Source organism: Flavobacterium sp. CF136 (assembly GCF_000282055.1).
In the GTDB taxonomy this organism is placed as follows: Bacteria; Bacteroidota; Bacteroidia; order Flavobacteriales; family Flavobacteriaceae; genus Flavobacterium.
The window spans coordinates 159,640-179,402 of sequence record NZ_AKJZ01000040.1 but is presented as its reverse complement, the minus strand read 5'-3'; the positions used below and the strand labels follow the sequence as shown (position 1 = coordinate 179,402).

General features: G+C 34.4%; 17 protein-coding genes. 5 read left to right on the top strand and 12 right to left on the bottom strand.

Annotated features, from left to right (window positions below):
* Nucleotides 1-3: 3 nt before the first annotated feature.
* Both PMI10_RS13005 and PMI10_RS22345 read left to right on the top strand, forming a co-directional pair.
* A complete protein-coding gene (locus PMI10_RS13005) occupies nt 4-1,350 on the top strand; it encodes a serine hydrolase domain-containing protein (RefSeq protein WP_007808605.1) in 1,347 nt (448 codons plus the stop codon).
* A 4-nt stretch (nt 1,351-1,354) separates the two neighbouring features.
* The gene (locus PMI10_RS22345) at nt 1,355-1,540 is read left to right on the top strand and encodes a hypothetical protein (protein ID WP_035631821.1); all 186 of its coding nucleotides are present in this window, start codon (nt 1,355-1,357) and stop codon (nt 1,538-1,540) included.
* Between the two features lie 63 nt (nt 1,541-1,603).
* Here the strand turns inward: PMI10_RS22345 and PMI10_RS12995 are convergent, their stop codons facing one another.
* Entirely contained in the window at nt 1,604-2,143 is a 540-nt protein-coding gene (locus PMI10_RS12995) for a 3-hydroxyanthranilate 3,4-dioxygenase (RefSeq protein WP_007808603.1), read from the bottom strand.
* 115 nt (nt 2,144-2,258) lie between these two features.
* Entirely contained in the window at nt 2,259-3,359 is a 1,101-nt protein-coding gene (locus PMI10_RS12990; protein WP_007808601.1) for an endonuclease/exonuclease/phosphatase family protein, read from the bottom strand.
* Nucleotides 3,360-3,486: 127 nt separating this feature from the next.
* On the opposite strand from PMI10_RS12990, the gene PMI10_RS12985 reads away from it, so the two are divergent.
* The 3 genes from PMI10_RS12985 to PMI10_RS12975 all read left to right on the top strand — a co-directional run bounded on the left by PMI10_RS12985 (nt 3,487) and on the right by PMI10_RS12975 (nt 5,948).
* A complete protein-coding gene (locus tag PMI10_RS12985) occupies nt 3,487-4,491 on the top strand; it encodes a S66 peptidase family protein (RefSeq protein ID WP_007808599.1) in 1,005 nt (334 codons plus the stop codon).
* A 322-nt stretch (nt 4,492-4,813) separates the two neighbouring features.
* Nucleotides 4,814-5,173, top strand: coding sequence for a YraN family protein (locus tag PMI10_RS12980; RefSeq protein ID WP_007808597.1), 360 nt, complete (start codon nt 4,814-4,816; stop codon nt 5,171-5,173).
* Nucleotides 5,174-5,291: 118 nt separating this feature from the next.
* Nucleotides 5,292-5,948 (top strand): hypothetical protein, encoded by a 657-nt coding sequence (locus PMI10_RS12975; protein ID WP_007808595.1) that lies wholly within the window; start codon nt 5,292-5,294, stop codon nt 5,946-5,948.
* Between the two features lie 83 nt (nt 5,949-6,031).
* Here PMI10_RS12975 and PMI10_RS12970 read toward each other — a convergent pair whose 3' ends face one another.
* From PMI10_RS12970 to PMI10_RS12925, 10 genes are all read right to left on the bottom strand, one after another.
* Nucleotides 6,032-6,502, bottom strand: coding sequence for an OsmC family protein (locus PMI10_RS12970; RefSeq protein ID WP_007808593.1), 471 nt, complete (start codon nt 6,500-6,502; stop codon nt 6,032-6,034).
* A 120-nt stretch (nt 6,503-6,622) separates the two neighbouring features.
* A complete protein-coding gene (locus PMI10_RS12965; protein ID WP_007808591.1) occupies nt 6,623-7,297 on the bottom strand; it encodes a hypothetical protein in 675 nt (224 codons plus the stop codon).
* A 221-nt stretch (nt 7,298-7,518) separates the two neighbouring features.
* On the bottom strand, nt 7,519-8,700 hold the full coding sequence (locus PMI10_RS12960) for an aldose epimerase family protein (RefSeq protein ID WP_007808588.1): 1,182 nt from the start codon (nt 8,698-8,700) through the stop codon (nt 7,519-7,521).
* Between the two features lie 162 nt (nt 8,701-8,862).
* The gene (gene araA, locus PMI10_RS12955; RefSeq protein ID WP_007808586.1) at nt 8,863-10,371 is read right to left on the bottom strand and encodes an L-arabinose isomerase; all 1,509 of its coding nucleotides are present in this window, start codon (nt 10,369-10,371) and stop codon (nt 8,863-8,865) included.
* 160 nt (nt 10,372-10,531) lie between these two features.
* Nucleotides 10,532-11,233, bottom strand: coding sequence for an L-ribulose-5-phosphate 4-epimerase (locus PMI10_RS12950; protein ID WP_007808585.1), 702 nt, complete (start codon nt 11,231-11,233; stop codon nt 10,532-10,534).
* Nucleotides 11,217-12,908, bottom strand: coding sequence for a ribulokinase (locus PMI10_RS12945; RefSeq protein WP_007808582.1), 1,692 nt, complete (start codon nt 12,906-12,908; stop codon nt 11,217-11,219). The genes PMI10_RS12950 and PMI10_RS12945 overlap by 17 nt, the downstream gene beginning before the upstream one ends.
* A 166-nt stretch (nt 12,909-13,074) precedes the next feature.
* Complete coding sequence (locus PMI10_RS12940; RefSeq protein WP_007808580.1) at nt 13,075-15,060, bottom strand: alpha-L-arabinofuranosidase C-terminal domain-containing protein; 1,986 nt, start codon at nt 15,058-15,060, stop codon at nt 13,075-13,077.
* A gap of 246 nt (nt 15,061-15,306) precedes the next feature.
* Nucleotides 15,307-16,290 carry an arabinan endo-1,5-alpha-L-arabinosidase gene (locus PMI10_RS12935; RefSeq protein WP_007808578.1) on the bottom strand — a complete coding sequence of 328 codons (984 nt, stop codon included), beginning with the start codon at nt 16,288-16,290 and terminating at the stop codon, nt 15,307-15,309.
* A gap of 9 nt (nt 16,291-16,299) precedes the next feature.
* Nucleotides 16,300-18,594, bottom strand: a complete 2,295-nt coding sequence (locus PMI10_RS12930; protein WP_369792093.1) for a glycoside hydrolase family 127 protein — start codon at nt 18,592-18,594, stop codon at nt 16,300-16,302.
* A 127-nt stretch (nt 18,595-18,721) separates the two neighbouring features.
* Nucleotides 18,722-19,699 (bottom strand): glycoside hydrolase family 43 protein, encoded by a 978-nt coding sequence (locus PMI10_RS12925; RefSeq protein WP_007808573.1) that lies wholly within the window; start codon nt 19,697-19,699, stop codon nt 18,722-18,724.
* Between the last annotated feature and the right edge of the window lie 64 nt (nt 19,700-19,763).

Here is a 19,763-nt window from a genome sequence, read left to right as displayed (position 1 = left end):
ACAATGAAAAAAATATTTAAAATTCTAGGTCTTGCACTTTTACTATTTCTGTTTTATTTCGGATTTACCACCTATCCGAAGCTTGATTTGATTTCAGGCTTTTCAGCCAAAAGTATTGCGTCAGGTCATTTTTTGGATAATCGTTCCAAAGAATTAATCGAAAAAACCGACAACGATATTGATCTGATTGATTTGGCAACCAACACAATTGATGATGCAGGAAAATTTGCAACCTCGAATGTTTATGGATTGAAAGAACGGAAAGCAATTTATCGTGAAGGTTTGGGAGCTACTTTAATTAATGATGATTTTGATGTTTCGAAACCCTATTTAGTTCCAAAACGAAACAAATTAGTCAATAATTTACCTTTCCCGTATGGTAATAACGAGCCTAAAGACACCGTTTTTTCTAACATTGATTATTCGAAATTGAAAAAAGCAATTGACAACGCTTTTGACAAATCAGGCGGAAAATTAAAACGAACCCGTGCTGTTGTGGTTTTGTACAAAAACAAATTGATTGCCGAAAAATACGATACCGGATTTACCAAAGACAACAGAATATTAGGCTGGTCAATGACAAAAAGCATTACAAGTTCAGCTTTTGGAGTTCTTGCCAAACAAGGGAAAATAGACATTTACAAACCTGCGCCAATTGCTGAATGGCAAAAAGACGAACGTAAAAACATCACTATAAACGATTTGCTACACATGAATTCCGGTTTGGAGTGGGAAGAAAATTACAGTACCATTTGTGATGCTACCAAAATGCTTTTTCTGGCCGAAGATATGGGAAAAGTCCAAATGGATAAACCCGCACAGTTTAAACCAAATTCACATTGGAATTACTCCTCCGGAACTACAAATTTATTGTCCCGAATTTTAAGAAATCAATTTAAAACACAACAGGAATATCTGGATTTTTGGTACAGCGCAGTAATCGACAAAATCGGAATGAACTCAATGATTGTGGAGCAGGACATGACCGGAACTTTTGTAGGTTCGTCCTACGGATGGGCAACACCTCGCGACTGGTCTAAATTTGGATTATTGTATCTGAATAAAGGCAACTGGAACGGTGAACAAATTCTTGATGAAAGCTGGGTAAGATACACTGCAACACCAACTAATACTTCTGAAGGAAAATACGGTGCACAATTCTGGCTAAACGCCGGCGGAAAATTTCCGGACGCACCACGTGATATGTTTTATTGCAACGGTTATCAGGGACAAATGGTGGCGATTATTCCGTCATTGGATATGGTAATCGTAAGAATGGGATTGAAAGAAGATCCTGCTTTTGATTTTAATGGATTTTTGAAAGGGATTATTGAGAGTGTGAAGAAGTAATTTAATGATAAGAGATCTATTAAAATCGATTTTGATTGTTGTTGGAGGTTTGATTATTACAATCTTATCTTTTTCTTTATTAATTAGGATTATTCCTTTTATTGGAAAATTATTCTTATTTATTGGTTTAGGAATGATTTTGTTTGGATTCTTTTCTTTTCTATTTAATCTTTTCAGGACAAGACATTAAAATAATAAACCCGACAGGTTTTAAGAAACTTGCGGGTTTATTATTTTATAAATCTTTAAAAAATCATTTTTTAGCCACAAACCTCGGATCAGATTCCATCACGGTTCCGCAGTTATCACAGGTTCTTAAATCTTCAGAGTTGTAGAAATGTTCGAAATGCGGCAGGAAGTCTTTTTCGATATTGTGCAATTCAAAAAATACTTCATATAATTTATGGTTGCAATTATCGCAATGCCAAAGCAAACCATCGGTATAACCCAATCCCACACGTTTTCGCTCGATTACCAAACCTATTGAACCTTCTGAACGAACTGGAGAATGTGGAATTTTCGCGGGATGCAGATACATATCGCCAGCATTCAAAATCATTTCCTTACGTTCGCCATCTTCCTGAATTACTACTTTTATAGAGCCTTCAAGCTGGTAAAAAAGCTCTTCGGTTTCGTTATAATGATAATCTTTTCGGGCATTTGGACCCGCTACAATCATTACAATATAATCTCCGGAATCTACATATAGATTTTTATTTCCAACAGGCGGTTTTAATAAATGACGGTTTTCGTCTATCCATTTTGTCAGGTTGAAAGGTTTTGCTATGGCCATTTTTTTGAAGGTACTAAGTTTCTGAGAGGCTAAGTTAAGAAAAAGTTTTCTGTAGAGACGCACAGCAGTGCGTCTTTCGTATCGCATAATTGTGTAGTCGCACTGCTGTGCGCCTCTACAGATTCATCTCTTTTATCAGATAAATATAAACGGGGAAATGATCGCTGAAACCAACTTCGGTTGTGCTATGCCGCAATGGGTATCCTTTATATTGTCCCGAATTCTGAATAAGATAGGGTTTATTAAAAATTCCGGCTTTCCAGAATTTAAAAGTAGCAAAATCAGGTTTTATGAGTGATTCCGTAATAATGATCTGGTCAAAAATATCCCAGGAATCCCGAAAGGCAGTAGATCCCATTCCGCGTTTTGCCATTTCTTCAAACGGGTTAAAAGTACCAAATTCGGCAACTTCGGATTTTTTGGATTTTGCACCCAAGGCTATTTTTAGACTTTTATTATACGGACCATCGTTTAAATCACCCATTGTAATCACTTTAGCATTTGGATTTATTTGCTGCAATGAATCAATAATCTTACGGTTTAATTTTCCGGCTGCTTCCCGATATTCACTTGTAGCTTTTTCTCCACCTGAGCGTGATGGCCAGTGATTGACTATAATATGAATCTCTTCAGACTCTAAAAAACCGGTAATTAAAAGCTGGTCACGGGTAAAAACACGATTGTTTTGTGTGACAGGCTCTACTTCTTCATCCGTAGGTTCTTCTTTTTTATCTGCTGCAGCCACTTCTTTATTTTTGTATACATATAAAGGTATATTTGAAAATGAAGTAGGTTTAAAAAATTTCTTCTGATATAATAAAGCCACATCTATTCCGCGTTTGTCCGGTGAGTCAAAATGAATAATTCCATAATCGAAACGGAGCAATTTGGGTTCTTTGATTAAATCTTCTAAAACACCCCTGTTTTCAATTTCAGAACCTCCAATAAAAGTAGGTGCATTTGGATTTTCCGGCGTTCCTGTTTCAGATAAAACTTTAGAAAGATTCAGTAGTTTTTGATGGTACTTTTCTTTTGTCCAGCGCTGGGAACCCGTTGGTGTCCATTCATCGTCATTGGTAAAAGGATCGTCATTAATATCAAAAAGATTTTCGAAATTATAAAATGCGACAGTATGAATAACATATTTTTTGGATTGCCCGAAAAATGAGATAGAAAAACAAAAAAACAAACAAGTTCTAAATATAATAATCCGCATAAATAATTTTAAGAATTTAAAATGTTGAATTTAATCAAAATAATTAATTTGTCAGAAATTTCTAATAGTTTTATTTTTCAAAATCTATATCTTTGTTTTTAGATAAACTTTAAGCAAAAGAGAGAAAATGTACACCAATAGATTAGTTCCAATAAATAAATATTTTGCTTTTTACAGATTTGTATTTCTTATTTTTGCTTTACACTCTTTTACCAGTCAATCACAACAAAATATGATAACACCACCGTATTTACAAAAAGGCGATACCGTTGCCATTTTAGCCACAGCCCGAAAAAATATCGATGATAATTTAAAACCTACTTTAGATTTACTGCACAGTTGGGGTCTTGAAGCCGTAATTGGCAGCACCATTGGACTTGATCTTAACCAATTAGCCGGAACTGACGAACAACGTGCTGCCGATTTTCAGCATCAGTTAGACAATCCTAATATAAAAGCAATATGGTGTGTTCGTGGTGGTTATGGAACTGTTCGAATGATTGATTTACTGGATTTTACGAAGTTCAGACAACACCCAAAATGGGTTATCGGTTTTAGTGATGTTACTGTTTTACACAATCACCTGAACACTATGGGTTATAAATCGATTCATGGAGCAATGCCGGTGAGTATCCCTAGAGCAACTCCGGAAGCTATCAGTTCATTAAAAAAGAGTTTGTTTGGCGAACCGCTTTCTTATTCGGTTGGTCCGGATAAAATGAATCGTTTTGGAAAAGCAACCGGTGAATTGGTTGGTGGGAATTTATCCATTTTATACAGTTTATTGGGTTCACAATCCGCGATAGACTGCAAGGATAAAATTTTATTTATCGAAGACCTTGATGAATATTTATATCACATCGACCGTATGATGATGAACCTGAAACGCAATGGCTGCATCGAAAACCTAAAAGGAATTGTTATTGGAGCCATGACCAAAATGAAGGACAACGAAATTCCGTGGGGAAAAAATGCGCTTGAAATTGTTGATGATGTTACTAAAAAATACAATATTCCAGTGATTTTTAATTTCCCTGCCGGTCATATTCAGGACAATCGTGCCCTTGTTATGGGAAGTACAGTTACCATTGAAGTTAATGAATCCGGAAGTACGTTGGTATTTAATAAATAGTAAATATTAATTCATAAAAGTTTTACAACACATAGAATCATAGATTTTTATGTGTGTAAAAAGAATACAAAAAGAAATATATTTCTTTCACATAGCTAGCTTTGTGTGTTTTAAATAAGTGAAACGCCTATTTTTGAGTTTACAAAATCTATGATTCTATGTGTTAAAAATAATTACACCAACTGAGTGACTTTCGCTATAAAAAATAGAAAAGGAATTACGTTTCAAAAAGCAGTTTCTTTTCTATTTTTTTTTATTTTTAAAATTATCAATTCGTTAATTATTTTCTACTTTTTTTCAAATCTAAAATTTATCTCCAAAAATGGCTGAACATAACGAACTTGGGAAAAAAGGAGAAGATCTTGCCGTAGCATATTTATTAGAAAATGGCTATGAAATTTTAGACCGAAACTGGACTTTTCAGAAAGCGGAAATTGATATCATTGCCAAAAAAGAAAATATTTTGGCCATCATTGAAGTTAAGACGCGTTCGAATTTAGATTTTGGTCTGCCACAAGATTTTGTGAAGCCAAAAAAAATTCAATTACTAATAAAAGCAGTAAATGCCTACATAAACGATAGGGATATAGATTTTGAAGTACGTTTTGACATCATTGCTATCCACAAAAATGTAGAATCATTTGCTATTGAACATCTTACAGACGCTTTTTATCATTTTTAACATAATTTTTTATTGTTATATTTGTAACAAATTGTTTTTTTATTTATCTTTGCAAAGATTTATAACATCACATACAACCAACTAACACAATTACATTACCAAAAACAATTAAAAGATTATGAAAACCGTTTCTTCTATTGTAGAAAATTACATCAAGACCAAACCCTTTTTACTGAATGCATTATCCTTGGGAATTATCAATTTGACTTCTTTATCCCGTAACATTATGACCGAATTAGAAAGCGAATTCGGTAAAGAAGTAAAACAAGGCGCTGTAGTAATGTCCCTAAAAAGACTAACCGAAGAATTAGATTTTAAATTGAACCACAAAATCAACAAAGTCATTAAAAACATTGGTGAAATTACGGTTCGTTCTGAATTGACAGATTACACTTTTGCAGCTTCTGACACAGTTTTAAACAAACAAGCTGATTTGATTTCTGACATCAATGTTTTGTCTGATATCTTTTATACCTCATCACGTGGTGTAAATGAGACTAACATTGTAGTAAGCAGCAGTATCAACCATTTAGTTGAAAAACACTTCTTACGTGAAAAACTAATTCAGAAATTAGATAATCTGGCTTCTATTACAGTAAAATTACCAAAAGAAAACATTGTTGTACCGGGAATTTATTATTTCATTTTTCAGCGTTTAGCATGGGAAGGAATTATTATTAATGAAGTAATTTCGACTTCAAACGAATTTACGATCCTGGTAGGAGAAGAACAAGTTGATGTTGCTTTTAAAGTGATTAAAGACTTAAAAAATTAATTTTCTTTCGAAAAAAACCCCAAATCAAAAAAAAAGAAAAAAAGACAATATACAAAGAGGCTGTTCCACGACAGTCTCTTTTTTTATACCCCTTCGCAAGTAGCATTGTGCACAACAGGAAAATTACAGGAGTTCGCTATAAAACATAATTGATTGGCTTTTTTATGCAGCTCTAAAGCCAGTTCAATTTGATCAGAATTTGCAATTATAACTTTCGGATGTAAACGAACTTCCGTAAAACGGCCACTTCCATCAGGAGAAACTTCGAGCGTTGCTTCAGCATTGTCTGAATACTCCAGAACTTCGATTCCGTTTTGCGCACACACATATAAGTATGACATCATATGGCAGGAAACCAAACTGCTTAAAAGCAAATCTTCCGGATTGTATAATTCCGGATCGCCTTTGAAAGTTTTCGCTGCCGAAACATTTAAAACTGGTTTGCCTTCGATTAAAATTTTGTGACTTTTACTGTAGAATTTTCTTCCTGATTGTTCCTGATTTTGGTTAGAAGTCCAGTTTATTGCTGCTTTGAAGAGGTGTTTGGATGGCATTTTTTAAGGACGTTGCTAAGATTCTGGTTTATACTATATCAGGCTGATTTTTTCTCAATATTAGGAAATATCAAGTTATGTAAAACAATTGGCAATTTTGCTTACAAACTTTGTGTGTGTTTATTGCAGATTTTTTATTTTTTTCCAGTGAATATCAAATAAAACTCTTGCATCACTTATTATAGAACTTCTTAATTCTGCAAAATCATCATCATCAATCTTTCCATCACTTTCAATATGTTTATCAAAAAGATTTTCAATACTATCAATCAACTTTTTTTGTTCTATTTTTTCATAATTGAGCATTAATTGAATTTTTGATTTAGTAAATAAAATTTTATCAATGTGTTTTTCATAATCTTCATTCTTAGGCCCAATGCCTGTTACTCTCGTAGTTGAAGTTAAAAGCTCACTCAATTCGTGCCTTAATTCATTTATCCAATCTTGCCTATTCTTTGTTGCAATAGTTGCTTTAAATTGAGTTAATGTCATTTTTTGTGCACTTTCAACTTGTCTCTGTAGGTTTCTCTCATTTGATTGTCTTAAGCGATGTGAAATCCAAAAATTGACTCCTGCGGATAACACTCCTATCACTAATGCAATAATCCATGGCATTTTTTTGTCTAAATTATCTTCCTTAATTGCTGAAATGTTCTTTATCTGAACTTCCTTAGGAATTGAAATAGAAATTTCATTTTTTGTGTTTTTATCTTGCTCCTTTTTAAATGGCAATTGCCTCTGTCCAATAATTAAAATTGAGAAAAAGAAAGAGATTAATAGAAATATTCTTTTCATAAGATTTTTATTAATTACATTTATAACTTCATTATCACAAACAAAGTGTCTCAAACTAACAATAAGTAATATATAAACAAAACTTTATTTATGTAAGCTACCAAAGTAAAAAAGAATTACACAAACTAACCAAGTATAAATACCCAAAAACAAGACATAAAAAAACCTCGAAATCACAACTTTCGAGGTTTTTTGAATTAAACTAACAAAACTGATTTAACTTATTTTTTTACTGAAAATTTAAAAGTTGTTTTTGTCTTATAATTTTCTCCAGGATTTAAAACTGTCGTTGGAAAATTTTTCTGATTAGGAGAATCCGGATAATGTTCTGTTTCTAAACAAAAACCTGTTCTGTGTGCATAGGTTCCGCCATTGCGCATTGGTAAAGTCCCATCAAGGAAATTGCCTGAGTAAAACTGAATTCCAGGTTCGTCTGTCGTCATTTCCAAAACTCTTCCGCTTGCAGGATGGTATGCAGTTGCAATGATTGTTTTTCCTTTTTCAGGATTGTTCAGCACCCAACAGTGATCGTATCCTTTTCCTCTTTCTAACTGCTCATTTTTAACTTCGATATCTTTTCCGATTAATTTTGGTTTTCTGAAATCGAAAGGTGTATTGGCAACATCTTCTAATTCACCTGTCGGAATTAATGTGGCATCAATCGGAACTATTTTATCAGCATTCAACGTAAGTTCATGATCTAAAATCGTTTTAGAAAAATCACCTGATAAGTTAAAATACGTATGTTGTGTTAAATTCACAACTGTCTTTTTATCTGTTTTAGCTTCATAAAGAACTTCAAGTTCATTGTTTTTGGTTAAAGTATAGGTTACGAAAACCTGCAAATTACCAGGATAACCTTCCTCCATATCTTTGCTTAAATAAGATAATTTCAAAACAGCAGACTCTCCCGACTTTGCTTCTTCAGCTTTCCACACTGCTCTATAAAAACCTTCCGGTCCTCCGTGCAGGGCATTAGGTCCATTATTTGTAGCCAATTTATAATCTTTACCGTCTAATGAAAATTTACCTTTTGCGATTCTGTTTCCAAAACGCCCTATTAAAGCTCCGAAAAAAGGATTTGGCTTCATATATTGTTCCAGAGAATTAAATCCGGTAACAACATTTTCAGAAACGCCTTCTTTATTTGGCACTTTCAAGTCAGTGATAATTCCACCAAAAGTGATGATATCCACTTCCATCCCATTATGGTTTTTCAGCTTATAGCTTTCAATTTTTTCTCCTTTTGGAGTTGTTCCGTAAGCCGATTTTTCAATCGTTACAGAATCTTTTGCTTCTTGAGTTGAGGTAACATCCATTTTTTTATCACTTTTACATTGAACAGAAAGAGACGCCAAACTGATTATCGTAATTCCGAAAGCACAACGTTTTAATACATTCATAAATACTGGTTTTAAATTACATTATAAATCAAAAGTTAGAAAGTTAGAAAAAAACCTCGTAAGAATTAAAAAAAACACTAATTAGTGTAACCAAAATTTTTAGAAAAACGAGGTTTACTTTTCAAACTTTCAATATTTTAGAAATGACTCTTCTCTTATTCCTTACAATCCGTGTTGAAACATATGATAGTATGCTTCGTTGGCATTGATTTTATCTTTAAAATCCCTGATAGTTGTTTTTTCATCAATCACCAATAATTCTATTCCGGCGATATCAGCAAAATCTTCCATAAATTCAGTCGTTACAGACTGACTGTATACTGTATGATGCGCACCTCCTGCAAGAATCCATGCTGTTGCAGCAATATCCAAATTCGGTTTACAATCCCATAATACACGGGCTACAGGCAATTTTGGTAAATCTGCCATCGGTTTAATTGCTTCAACTTCGTTCACAATCAAACGGAAACGATTTCCCATATCAACCAGCGAAACATTGATTGCATCTCCTGCCGGTGAATTAAACACCAATCTTGCCGGATCTTCTTTTCCTCCAATTCCTAAAGGATGTACTTCGCAAGAAGGTTTTCCATCAGCAATTGACGGACAGATTTCTAACATGTGTGATCCTAAAACATATGATTTTTGAGGTGTAAAATGATACGTATAATCTTCCATGAAAGAAGTTCCTCCTTCAAGACCCACATTCATAACTTTTAAAGCTCTCACCATTGCAGCCGTTTTCCAGTCACCTTCTCCACCAAAACCATAACCGTCAGCCATTAATCTTTGTGTTGCAATTCCTGGTAATTGTTTCCAGGCACCCAGGTTTTCAAATGTATCTGTAAAAGCTCCAAAACCTCCTTCTTCAAGGAAAGCTCTTAAACCTAATTCAATTTTTGCCGCTTCTGCTAAAGAACTTCTTTGCGCTCCGCCTTCTTTTAAAGAATCAGTTAAATTATAAGAAGCTTCGTAAACCGCTAATAAATCATTTAATTCCTTATCGGTAACTTTTTCAATATGTTTGGTCACGTCAGAAGAATCAAAACCGTTAACTGACATACCGAAACGAATTTGAGCTTCAACTTTATCACCTTCAGTAACGGCAACTTCACGCATATTGTCACCAATACGGGCTACTTTCAGGTTTTGAAGTTCATCCCATCCTAAAGCAACTCTTGTCCAGATACCTAATTTTTTTTGTACTCTTTCGTCTTCCCAATGCCCAACAACAACTTTACGTTTTTTACGCATTCTTGACATGATAAAACCAAATTCACGATCTCCGTGAGCCGATTGATTTAAGTTCATAAAATCCATGTCGATAGATCCCCACGGAATTTCAGCATTGTATTGTGTATGCAAATGGCATAATGGTTTCTTTAAAATACTCAATCCGCCAATCCACATTTTTGCCGGAGAAAAAGTATGCATCCAAGCAATGATTCCGATACAGTTTTTAGTCGTGTTTGCTGCTAAACATACATCTAAGATTTGAGAAGGCGATTTTACAACATCTTTATAAACTACTTTTACCGGTATTTGAGATGATGCTCCTAATCCTTTTGCGATTATTTGCGAATGTTCCGCAACTTTTCTAAGTGTTTCTTCACCATATAATTCCTGGCTTCCTACTACGAACCAAACTTCTTTTTGAGATATATCTATCATTTTGTTTTTGTTATTTTTGTTTCAAGTTTCAGGTTTCAAGTTGTTGGAATCTGAAAATCGAATTGTTAATTTTTGTTTCAGGTTTTCTTTTGTTTCAAGTTTCAAGTTTCACCGTTCCAATAACCTGAAACTAAAAAACCTGAAACCTGAAACAAAATTTTTACTGTCCGTAATACGAATCTTTTCCGTGTTTACGGTTATAATGTTTCTTTATTAATGAATCTTTTAATCTTGGCGCATTTGGATTTATTTGTAAAGTCAGGTAAGCCATTTCGGCTACAACTTCTAAAACCTTGCTATTGTAAACTGCTTTTGCAGCATTTTTTCCCCAGGCAAACGGACCGTGATTTCCTATCAAAACCATTTCTACTTCTTCGTACGAAAGGTTTTTTTCTTTAAAACAATCCAAAATCTGAATTCCGGTATTGTGTTCGTAGTTTCCTTCAATAAGTGAATCTGCCATTGGCGGTGCACAAGGAATATCAGCAGTTAAATGATCTGCATGCGTGGTTCCAAAAATTGGAATATCTTGCTGTGATTGCGCCCAGGCCACTGAATAAGTTGCATGTGTATGTGCTACACCTCCAATGTTTGGCCAGTTTTTGTATAAATAAGCATGCGTTTTAGTGTCTGATGAAGGGCGCATCGTTCCTTCGATAATATTGTTATCAAAATCTACGATGACAATATCTTCAGGTTTTAAATCTTCGTAAGGAACACCACTTGGTTTAATGGCAAAAACACCATTTTTTCTGTCTACTGCACTTACATTTCCAAAAGTGTATACAACCAGATTCAACGCATTTAACTGCATATTGGCTTCGTAACATTCTTGTTTTAAATCTTTATAAAGAGAACTCATTTTCTGTAATTTTAATAGATGGATCTGCAAAAGCACTTAATTGATCGTAAGCAACCAGCAGTTTATTGTAAGCAGCAACTTTGTCAAGCTGTGGCATGTATTCACTTTCAAAAGGGCTTCCCATTTTTTGACTGGCTTCAATTACATTTGAATAAATTCCAGAGGCTACCGCTGCATAAATTGCCGCTCCCAAAGCCGGTGCCTGATCTGATGCTGCAACTTTAATTGGTTTGTTTAAAACATTGGCCAAAGTCTGCATGATGAAAGGAGATTTTCGGGCTACACCACCAATACCAATAACGCTGTCAATTTTTACACCTTCTTCTTCAAAACGATCCACGATTTTTTTAGATCCAAAGCAGATTGCGTTTACTAAAGCTTTAAAAATATGAGGCGCTTTTGATCCTAAAGATAAATTCGAAATAGCACTTTTTACTTCCTGATTAGCATCCGGAGTTCTGCGTCCATTGATCCAGTCTAAAGCGGTTGGCACACTTTCGGACAATGGAATCTTTTCAGCTTCTTTTGTTAATTCTACAATTAGTTTATCGCTAAATTCTTCTCTTAACTGTTCTTTTTGAGTGTCATTTAAAATAGATGAAGAACCTAATAATTGCTCTGTTGGCCACATCAATAATTCCTTGTACCAGGCTAATAAATCGCCAAAAGCAGATTGTCCCGCCTCTAAACCAATATAACCCGGAATTACTGAACCGTCAACCTGACCGCAGATTCCGCGAACGTTTTTTGTACCTACTTCATCATAAGAACCTACTAAAATATCACAAGTAGAAGTTCCCATTACACGAACTAAAGTATTCTCTTCGATTTTTGCTCCAACAGCTCCGGAGTGCGCATCGAAGGTCCCTACGGATACAACTGTATCTGTAGTAAGTCCTAAACGATCTGCCCATTCTTTGCTTAATTTTCCGGCAACTAAATCAGAAGTATATGTTTTATCATATAAATTACCTCTAAGCTGTGCTAAATAAGGATGTAATTTTTCTAAAAATTCTACCGGCGGCAAACCATTCCAGTCTTCATGCCACATGGCTTTATGACCTGCTGCGCAACGGCTTCTTTTAAATGATTTTAAGTCTTTGTCTTCAATTAACAAATATGTCATTAAATCACAGTGTTCCAACCAGGTGTGTGCTGCATTTCGAACGGCTTCATCTTCTCTTGCAATGTGCAGGATTTTTGCCCAAAACCATTCAGATGAATAAATTCCGCCTACATATTTAGTAACGTTTTCACCGCCCCAGCTTACTGCCAGTTCGTTGATTTCGTTTGCTTCATTTATTGAAGTATGATCTTTCCATAACACCATCATCGCATTTGGATTTTCCTCAAAACCTTTTGTCAAAGCCAATGGAATTCCTTCTTTTGTAACCGGAACAGGAGATGATCCCGTTGTATCAATACAGATTCCGCGTACTAACGAAGGATCAACTTTGCTCTCTTTTACAACTGTTTGAATCGTAATTTCCAGACCTTCAATATGATCCAAAGGATGCTGACGAAACTGATTGATGGATGCATTACAATATTGCTTGTTTTTCCATCTTTTATAATGAGAAACATTTGATGCTAACTCCTGCCCATTTTCAGTATCTATCAGCACCGCACGAACAGAATCTGTTCCGTAATCTAATCCTATAACGTAATTTTTCATTCGAACTTCATTTTAATAATGACAAATATAAAAATAATTAATTTATAAGTGTACAAAAAACACTTAATAAAAATAAGTTAACTGTTTTTTACAAATAATGCACCAAAACAGGAATTTAAGATCAAAACAGAAAATAAACGTTAGTTTTACATTTATTCTGTTGCGATTATTTCATCTTTATTTTCAAAACGGTAACTGAGTAAGCTGGAAAACTGTATTGAACCTGGCTCCCTTTTACCTTAAATTCGGTTTCTTTAGGGCTAATTTTAGTTGGTGCGTCAAAAGAATTCTCATCATTTAAACCGTCTCCTTTCAAAATTACAGCCGTTCCTTTAGCATCTAATTTTGCTCCTTTTAAATCAATTGAAACATTTTGAACTGTTCCTGCAGTATTTACAATTTTTAGAATTACTTCTTTTGAATTCATGTCTTTTACTGCCGATGCAAACAAATCATTTTGACCTGTTACTGCTTTTCCGTCCAACGTAATGTTAATTAAATCTGTTCCTTTATTGTTAGAAAATAACTTCTGAACATAATAATTTGGCGTTCCGTATGATTGCAAATTGTTAAACCAAATCATATCCGGTGTCCATTGCCAGCCTTCAACATGAGCTAATAATGGTGCGTAAGAAGTTAACTGAACTACCTCAGCATTACGCTCCATTCCTGTCATAAAAGCGGCTTCAGAAAAAGCACATTCCCAGTTATTTTTGTTATCCGGACTTGCAATCGCTACGCTTTGAGCTGCATATTCTCCGGCAAAAATCTTTGGTCCTTTACGATCGTAATTATCATAACGAGTAGCATTTTTTCTGAACCAGGCCGGGTCTTTGTAATAATGCTCATCAACGATTTCCGCGTTTAATTTTTTAAGTTCAGTCATACCGTAATCATAAAAATCCCCGTCAGGAAAAGGTCCTGTTCCGGAAACAATTGTGATGTTTGGATATTTTGATTTAATTGCTTTTTGAAACACTTTAAAACGCTCAATATAATCCGGTCCCCATTGCTCATTTCCAACTCCGATGAATTTTAAATTGAATGGTTTTGGATGTCCCATATCTGCTCTTACTTTCCCCCAGGCTGTATCTGCTCCGCCATTTGCAAATTCAATTAAATCTAAAGCATCCTGTACATAAGGATCTAATTGATCCATAGGAACTAATTGACCTGTATTAAACTGACAAGCCATTCCACAGCTTAAAATTGGTAATGGAGAAGCCCCAATATCTTCGGAAAGCTGAAAATATTCAAAGAATCCTAAACCAAAACTTTGGAAATAATCCGGAGCCGGTCTGTGTGCAAATTCCATGTTCCAACGATTTACGGCAGTCTCTCTGTCATCAACATTTCCAACTGATTTTTTCCATTGGTAACGTTCCGCCAAAGTTCTTCCTTCTACAATACAACCTCCTGGGAAACGTAAAAACCCCGGTTTTAAATCGTATAATAATTGTACTAAATCTTTACGCAATCCATTTTTTCTGCCGTTCCAGGTATCTTCCGGAAACAACGAAATATTATCTAAATCAATCACTCCGTTTCCTTCAAAAGTGATTTTTAATTTTGCTTTTGCTTCTGTTGCAGATGACGTTAATTGCGCCGTGTAATTTGACCAGTCATTAGATGTCGGTACAATTGAAGTTTCCCCTAAAACCTTACTGTCTTTATCGATGAATTGAACTTTGATTTTGGAAATATTTCCTGATATTTTTGATGCTTTTAAAGACAAGTTATATTTCAGGTCTTTTTTAATTCCCATTCCTCTGAAACCTTCATTAATCAACTCATAACCAGAAGCATCATTAATGGTTACTCTGCAGTAATTATGATTTGTTCCTTTTTGGGAATATTGAATCACATTTGCAATTCCGGATTGTGTATTTAATTTATGACGGTCGCTGTTTGGTTCGTTCCATCCCATCATTGGAAACAGAAATTCGAATGATCTGTTTTTGATCATCTCAGCATACAAACCTCCATCGGCAGCAAAATTGATGTCTTCAAAAAACACTCCATACATGGTAGGCTGAATTTTGGTAACTGTTTTTGCAACATCAACCTGAAGATTATTTTTTTGCGCCGATGCCAGAATGCTGCTAAATAATAGTCCGCAGATTGTAGCTTTTGTGATTAATTTAGAGTTCATTTTAATTGTGTTTTGTTTTATATTTTGTGGTCTTTTGAGCCACGGGTTTAACGACGTATTCAACTGATTTTTGCAGTTTTTTCTACTGCAAGGTTTTAAAACCTTGCAGGTATATTTTTTTTCTCACGCAGATTATGCAAATTGAAGCAGTTTTAATCCTTTAATCTTTGGCTTTATTTTTTTAACACATAGAATCATAGTTTTCTTTGTTAAAAAGGCATAATTTCTTAATTATAATTGATTATTTTATTTTAAAAGAGGCCATAAATCGGCATCCCATTGTATTTCTTTTATTACTAATCTTGGTGTTCCGTTGGTTTTCTTTTCGTAAGCATGGTAAATAATATAATCTTTACCATCAAAAGTATAGGCACTGTTGTGACCCACTCCAAAATAATTTTCATCTCCCTGAACTACTATGCTTCCGCCTCCTTCTGCCAACGATTTTCCTTCTTTATCTACATAAGGCCCGGTTATGTTTTTAGATCTTCCTATCACCACTTTGTAGGTGCTTTTTTCTCCGCGACAGCATAAATCCCAGGAAAGAAATTGGTAATAATAACCATTCTTTTTAAAAATAAAGGGAGCTTCAAGTGCACCGTCTCCCGGATCAGAATCTGCCAGTTCAAAACTTCTCTTGCGTTTGGCTATGGTATGCCATTCCTGAGGCTGGGCAATCGATTTTAAATCCGGATTTAATTTTACCAGTTTCAATCCTTCCCAAAAAGAACCAAAAGCCAGCCAGGGTGTATTGTTTTCGTCAAAAGTTAAATTCGGGTCAATGGCATTCCACATATCACGATTTGGCTGTGACTGAATTACAATTCCCTGATCGACCCATTTGTAATTTTTATCAGATGGATCCAGGGTCGTATTGGTTGCAACGCCAATCGCCGAAGTATTTTTGGCGAAAGCCGAAACCGAATAATACAGGTAATACATATTGTTATGAAACGAAATATCCGGTGCCCAAATATGATTTTTAAAATCGACTGCAACACCGTCTGCCCAAACTGGTTTTTCTTTGAAAACCTGAGGCTGTTTATCCCATTTTTTTAAATCTTTTGAACTAAAAACACTGATTCCGTTTCCCGTACAATATAAATAATAAGTGCCTTTTTGTTTGATTACAACCGGATCATGAACCACAATGTCTTGTGCTATTACTGCGGATCCCGTTAGAATAAATAGGATCGTGAATACTGATTTTATTTTGGTGTACAATTGCATGATTATTTTTTATTTTACAATTCTTATTTGATAAATTTTAGACGTTTTTTTGTCGTCTTTAGACTTAATTTTTAAATTAATAATTTGAGTATTGTCTAATTTGAATTGAATTATTTTGTCTTTTTTTGCGATAATCTCCGCAGCTTTTTCATTAATAAAAACATCCAGGTTGTCGGTTTTAAAGTCTCCTAAAAAACTTATCTCAATAAATTTGCCCTCTAGATTTTTATTTACCATTTGATAGGAAATATACGAACTGGTATTTCTCCAAAAACCATCTTCCTCATAGCCAGAGTCACTTTTTTCTCCTTTGTAATGATGGTCTACCTCAGGCTGTTGTTCTCCACAATTTATTTTATCGACAGTGTTCGCTTCAATAGCCATAGCCTCGATTTCCTGTTGCTTTAACAATGCTTGTTTTTCTTTGTAATCTTCTTGTTTATAGGTTTGAAAATACATCTGATAACGGGCATCGTGTATTTCAAAGAATGGTTGTAATTCTAATGAATCTAACTTAAAGCGCATATTACCTAAGTCTTTAAGCTTTGAAACATAACTTCCCTCTTCTCCTACTAGTGCATAAGCTTTGTCTAACGAAACGTATTTTCCTTGAGCAACATGTCCCATTCGGCTATCATCAGCGAACAAACCATCTAAATTTTCAGTAGAGGTTTTAGCAGCTAATACAATAGGACCATTTACAAATGCTGCCCAATTGGAGCCATCTGGCAATTTTTCTAAATGTGTTGAAGTCTTAAATGCAATGGTTATTTTATCTCCTGATTTCCATTTTCTTGCCATACTAACATAATTAGTTGGTTTGGCTTCTGCTTTTTGCAATTTTCCGTTGACTAAAATTTCGAAATTCGTTGCCCATTTTGGATAACGAATATTCAAAACAAAAGATTTAGGATTTTTAAGTTTTAAAACAATCTCAGTGTTATTTTCATAAGGAAATTTTGTGGTTTGCTCTAATTCTATTCCTTTTTCCTTCCAGTTTAAAGTGGATGGAATAAAAAGATTTACAAAAATATCACGCTCTGAATGGCTATAAATTAATTCTCCATATTTAGAATGATTTTCAAGTCCTGTCCCAACACAACACCACATGCTCGTTTCTGGCTGCGAGTATACGCGATAATGATTTGGTCGAATTGGAGTAAAGTACACAAAACCACCTCTGTTAGGCTCCTGGCTAGAAAGAATGTGATTGTAAAGTGTACGCTCATAAAAATCAAGGTAACTCACATTGTTTTTGTCTAAAAATAACGCTTTACTTAAACGTTCCATATTATAGGAATTACAAGTTTCCGGGCCTTGATTTGATTTTAACATTCCGCTAAAATCATTTATAGGATTGAAATGTTCAGCAACACTATTTCCTCCAAAAGCGACAGTTCTTTTTTCGGTGACATTCATCCAAAAAAATTGTGCGGCATCGGACCATTGTTTATTATCCGATAGCTTTCCAATTTTCTCAAAACCAATAACCTTCGGTATTTGTGTATTAGCATGCAAACCCGTTAGTTTGTCTTCCTTTTTAATTAATGGATCCAGAATGGCTTTTTGCGAAAGCTTTTCAGCTGTTTCAAGGTATTTTTTGTTTTTTGTGATGCTATATAAATCCGCAAAAGATTCATTTATACCACCATGTTCTGTTTTTAAAATTTTTTGAATTTGTTCATCAGAAAGAGGTCTGATTAATTCGATAAACCAATCTCCTAATTTTATTACAATTTCTTTTGCCTTTTCATTACCAGTATAATTGTAGGCGTCAATTAAACCTGCAAAAAGTTTATGAATATTATAGATCGGAACCCAGGTATTATTTAAACCAAAACCACTACCGTCTATATCTCCTTTATGAATTCTATCCCAAAAAACTTTTCCTTCCGGAATACCTCCAACATAACCAGTTCCATCCTTTTCCTGACAAAGTGCTAATTCAGAAATCATATAATCCAAACGGCTTTTAATCTCCTTATTTCCCGTAGAAGCATACATCATTGATAATGCAGCTAAATAATGACCTCCTATATGTCCATCAAGGCCTATGTTTTCCCAGTTGCCATATCTATCTGCTTTTGTAGGTATGCCGGCAGATATTAAATAAGGTGCTAATAGTCGGTCTGGATTTAGATCTAATAAATATTTAAGATCAACGTTTTGAGCATTTTTGAAAGGACCACTAGTTAATTTTATCTCTTGCAATTTAAATTCCTGCATCTGTGCAATTGAGGAGAAAGTAATTAAGAGAGTTGCGACTAAATAAAATGATTTAGTCGTTATTTTTTTCAAACTCACTTTAATATTGGAGAAAACCATGTGTTAAAATATAATTGTTAAAAAATGTATTTAAAAAGGGATGCATATATAATGAGTAAAAATAGATGGCAAAAAATGTTTTTGTTTTTTTTCAAAATTTTCCTGATTATTCTGTAATTCCTTCAGAAGTCATCACAACTCGTTTCATCGTTCCGTCTTTATTGTAATATAATTTATCTACACAGACAGATCTTCTGAAACTTCCTCCATGAGGTTGTATCGCTCCATTGTGATAAATAAAATAGGACTGTCCTTTAAAATCTATTATCGATTGATGGTTTGTATTGCTATTCCCAGCCAGTTCATTCAAAATTCCTTTATATTCCCAAGGTCCCGTAATTGATTTGCTCATCGCATAGGCAATTTTTTCAGGAAACTGATATGCATACGATAAATAATACCAGTCTTCATGTTTGTGAATCCATGGCGCTTCCGTATAATTTGGTAAATCTATATGCTGAATCGGTCCGTCTAATTCAATCATGTTGTCTTTTAATTTGGCATAATGACAAGCTGTATTTCCCCAAAACAAATAAGCTTGTCCATCATTATCGATATAAACCGTCGGATCAATATCATCCCAGCTTATATCGGTAAATTTTGTCATGTCATTTGTAATTAAAGCTTTTCCCAAGGCATCTTTAAAAGGACCAGTCGGGCTGTCTGAAACCGCAATACCAATTGCCTTTCCGGGAACTGTTCCGTGAGAAACTGTTACATACCAATAAAACTTTCCGTTTCTTTCTATTACCTGCGAAGCCCAGGCATCATTAGAAGCCCATTTAAAATCAGTTACTTTAAGCGGTACCGGATGCGGTTCCCAATTTTTCATGTCTGAAGAAGAATAGACCACCCATTCATTCATCTTATAAAAATTAAAATCATTTGGCGCTTCGTCGTGACCGGCATATAAATACACTTTATCCTTGTAAACCAATGCTGCCGGATCGCCTGTATATTGATCGGTGATAATTGGGTTGTTTAATTTTACTGCTTCTGTTTTACCCACAGTCGATTTTACCTCAGCTGTTTTACAAGAGGTAATCAAAACTAAAAGTGACAGGATTATAATTATATTTTTCATTATGATTTGTTTGACTTTCATTTTAAATAATGAAATGAAATCAGAGCTTTATTTTTAGAAAAAG

Bases quoted from the DNA above. Each gene is read 5' to 3' on its own strand.
- PMI10_RS12990 (WP_007808601.1), bottom strand. From the start codon at position 3,359: ATGCGGATTATTATATTTAGAACTTGTTTGTTTTTTTGTTTTTCTATC.
- PMI10_RS22345 (WP_035631821.1), top strand. From the start codon at position 1,355: ATGATAAGAGATCTATTAAAATCGATTTTGATTGTTGTTGGAGGTTTG.
- araA (WP_007808586.1), bottom strand. From the start codon at position 10,371: ATGATAGATATATCTCAAAAAGAAGTTTGGTTCGTAGTAGGAAGCCAG.
- PMI10_RS12970 (WP_007808593.1), bottom strand. From the start codon at position 6,502: ATGCCATCCAAACACCTCTTCAAAGCAGCAATAAACTGGACTTCTAAC.
- PMI10_RS12985 (WP_007808599.1), top strand. From the start codon at position 3,487: ATGTACACCAATAGATTAGTTCCAATAAATAAATATTTTGCTTTTTAC.
- PMI10_RS13005 (WP_007808605.1), top strand. From the start codon at position 4: ATGAAAAAAATATTTAAAATTCTAGGTCTTGCACTTTTACTATTTCTG.
- PMI10_RS12960 (WP_007808588.1), bottom strand. From the start codon at position 8,700: ATGAATGTATTAAAACGTTGTGCTTTCGGAATTACGATAATCAGTTTG.
- PMI10_RS12965 (WP_007808591.1), bottom strand. From the start codon at position 7,297: ATGAAAAGAATATTTCTATTAATCTCTTTCTTTTTCTCAATTTTAATT.
- PMI10_RS12935 (WP_007808578.1), bottom strand. From the start codon at position 16,290: ATGCAATTGTACACCAAAATAAAATCAGTATTCACGATCCTATTTATT.
- PMI10_RS12925 (WP_007808573.1), bottom strand. From the start codon at position 19,699: ATGAAAAATATAATTATAATCCTGTCACTTTTAGTTTTGATTACCTCT.
- PMI10_RS12980 (WP_007808597.1), top strand. From the start codon at position 4,814: ATGGCTGAACATAACGAACTTGGGAAAAAAGGAGAAGATCTTGCCGTA.
- PMI10_RS12995 (WP_007808603.1), bottom strand. From the start codon at position 2,143: ATGGCCATAGCAAAACCTTTCAACCTGACAAAATGGATAGACGAAAAC.
- PMI10_RS12945 (WP_007808582.1), bottom strand. From the start codon at position 12,908: ATGAAAAATTACGTTATAGGATTAGATTACGGAACAGATTCTGTTCGT.
- PMI10_RS12950 (WP_007808585.1), bottom strand. From the start codon at position 11,233: ATGAGTTCTCTTTATAAAGATTTAAAACAAGAATGTTACGAAGCCAAT.
- PMI10_RS12940 (WP_007808580.1), bottom strand. From the start codon at position 15,060: ATGAACTCTAAATTAATCACAAAAGCTACAATCTGCGGACTATTATTT.
- PMI10_RS12975 (WP_007808595.1), top strand. From the start codon at position 5,292: ATGAAAACCGTTTCTTCTATTGTAGAAAATTACATCAAGACCAAACCC.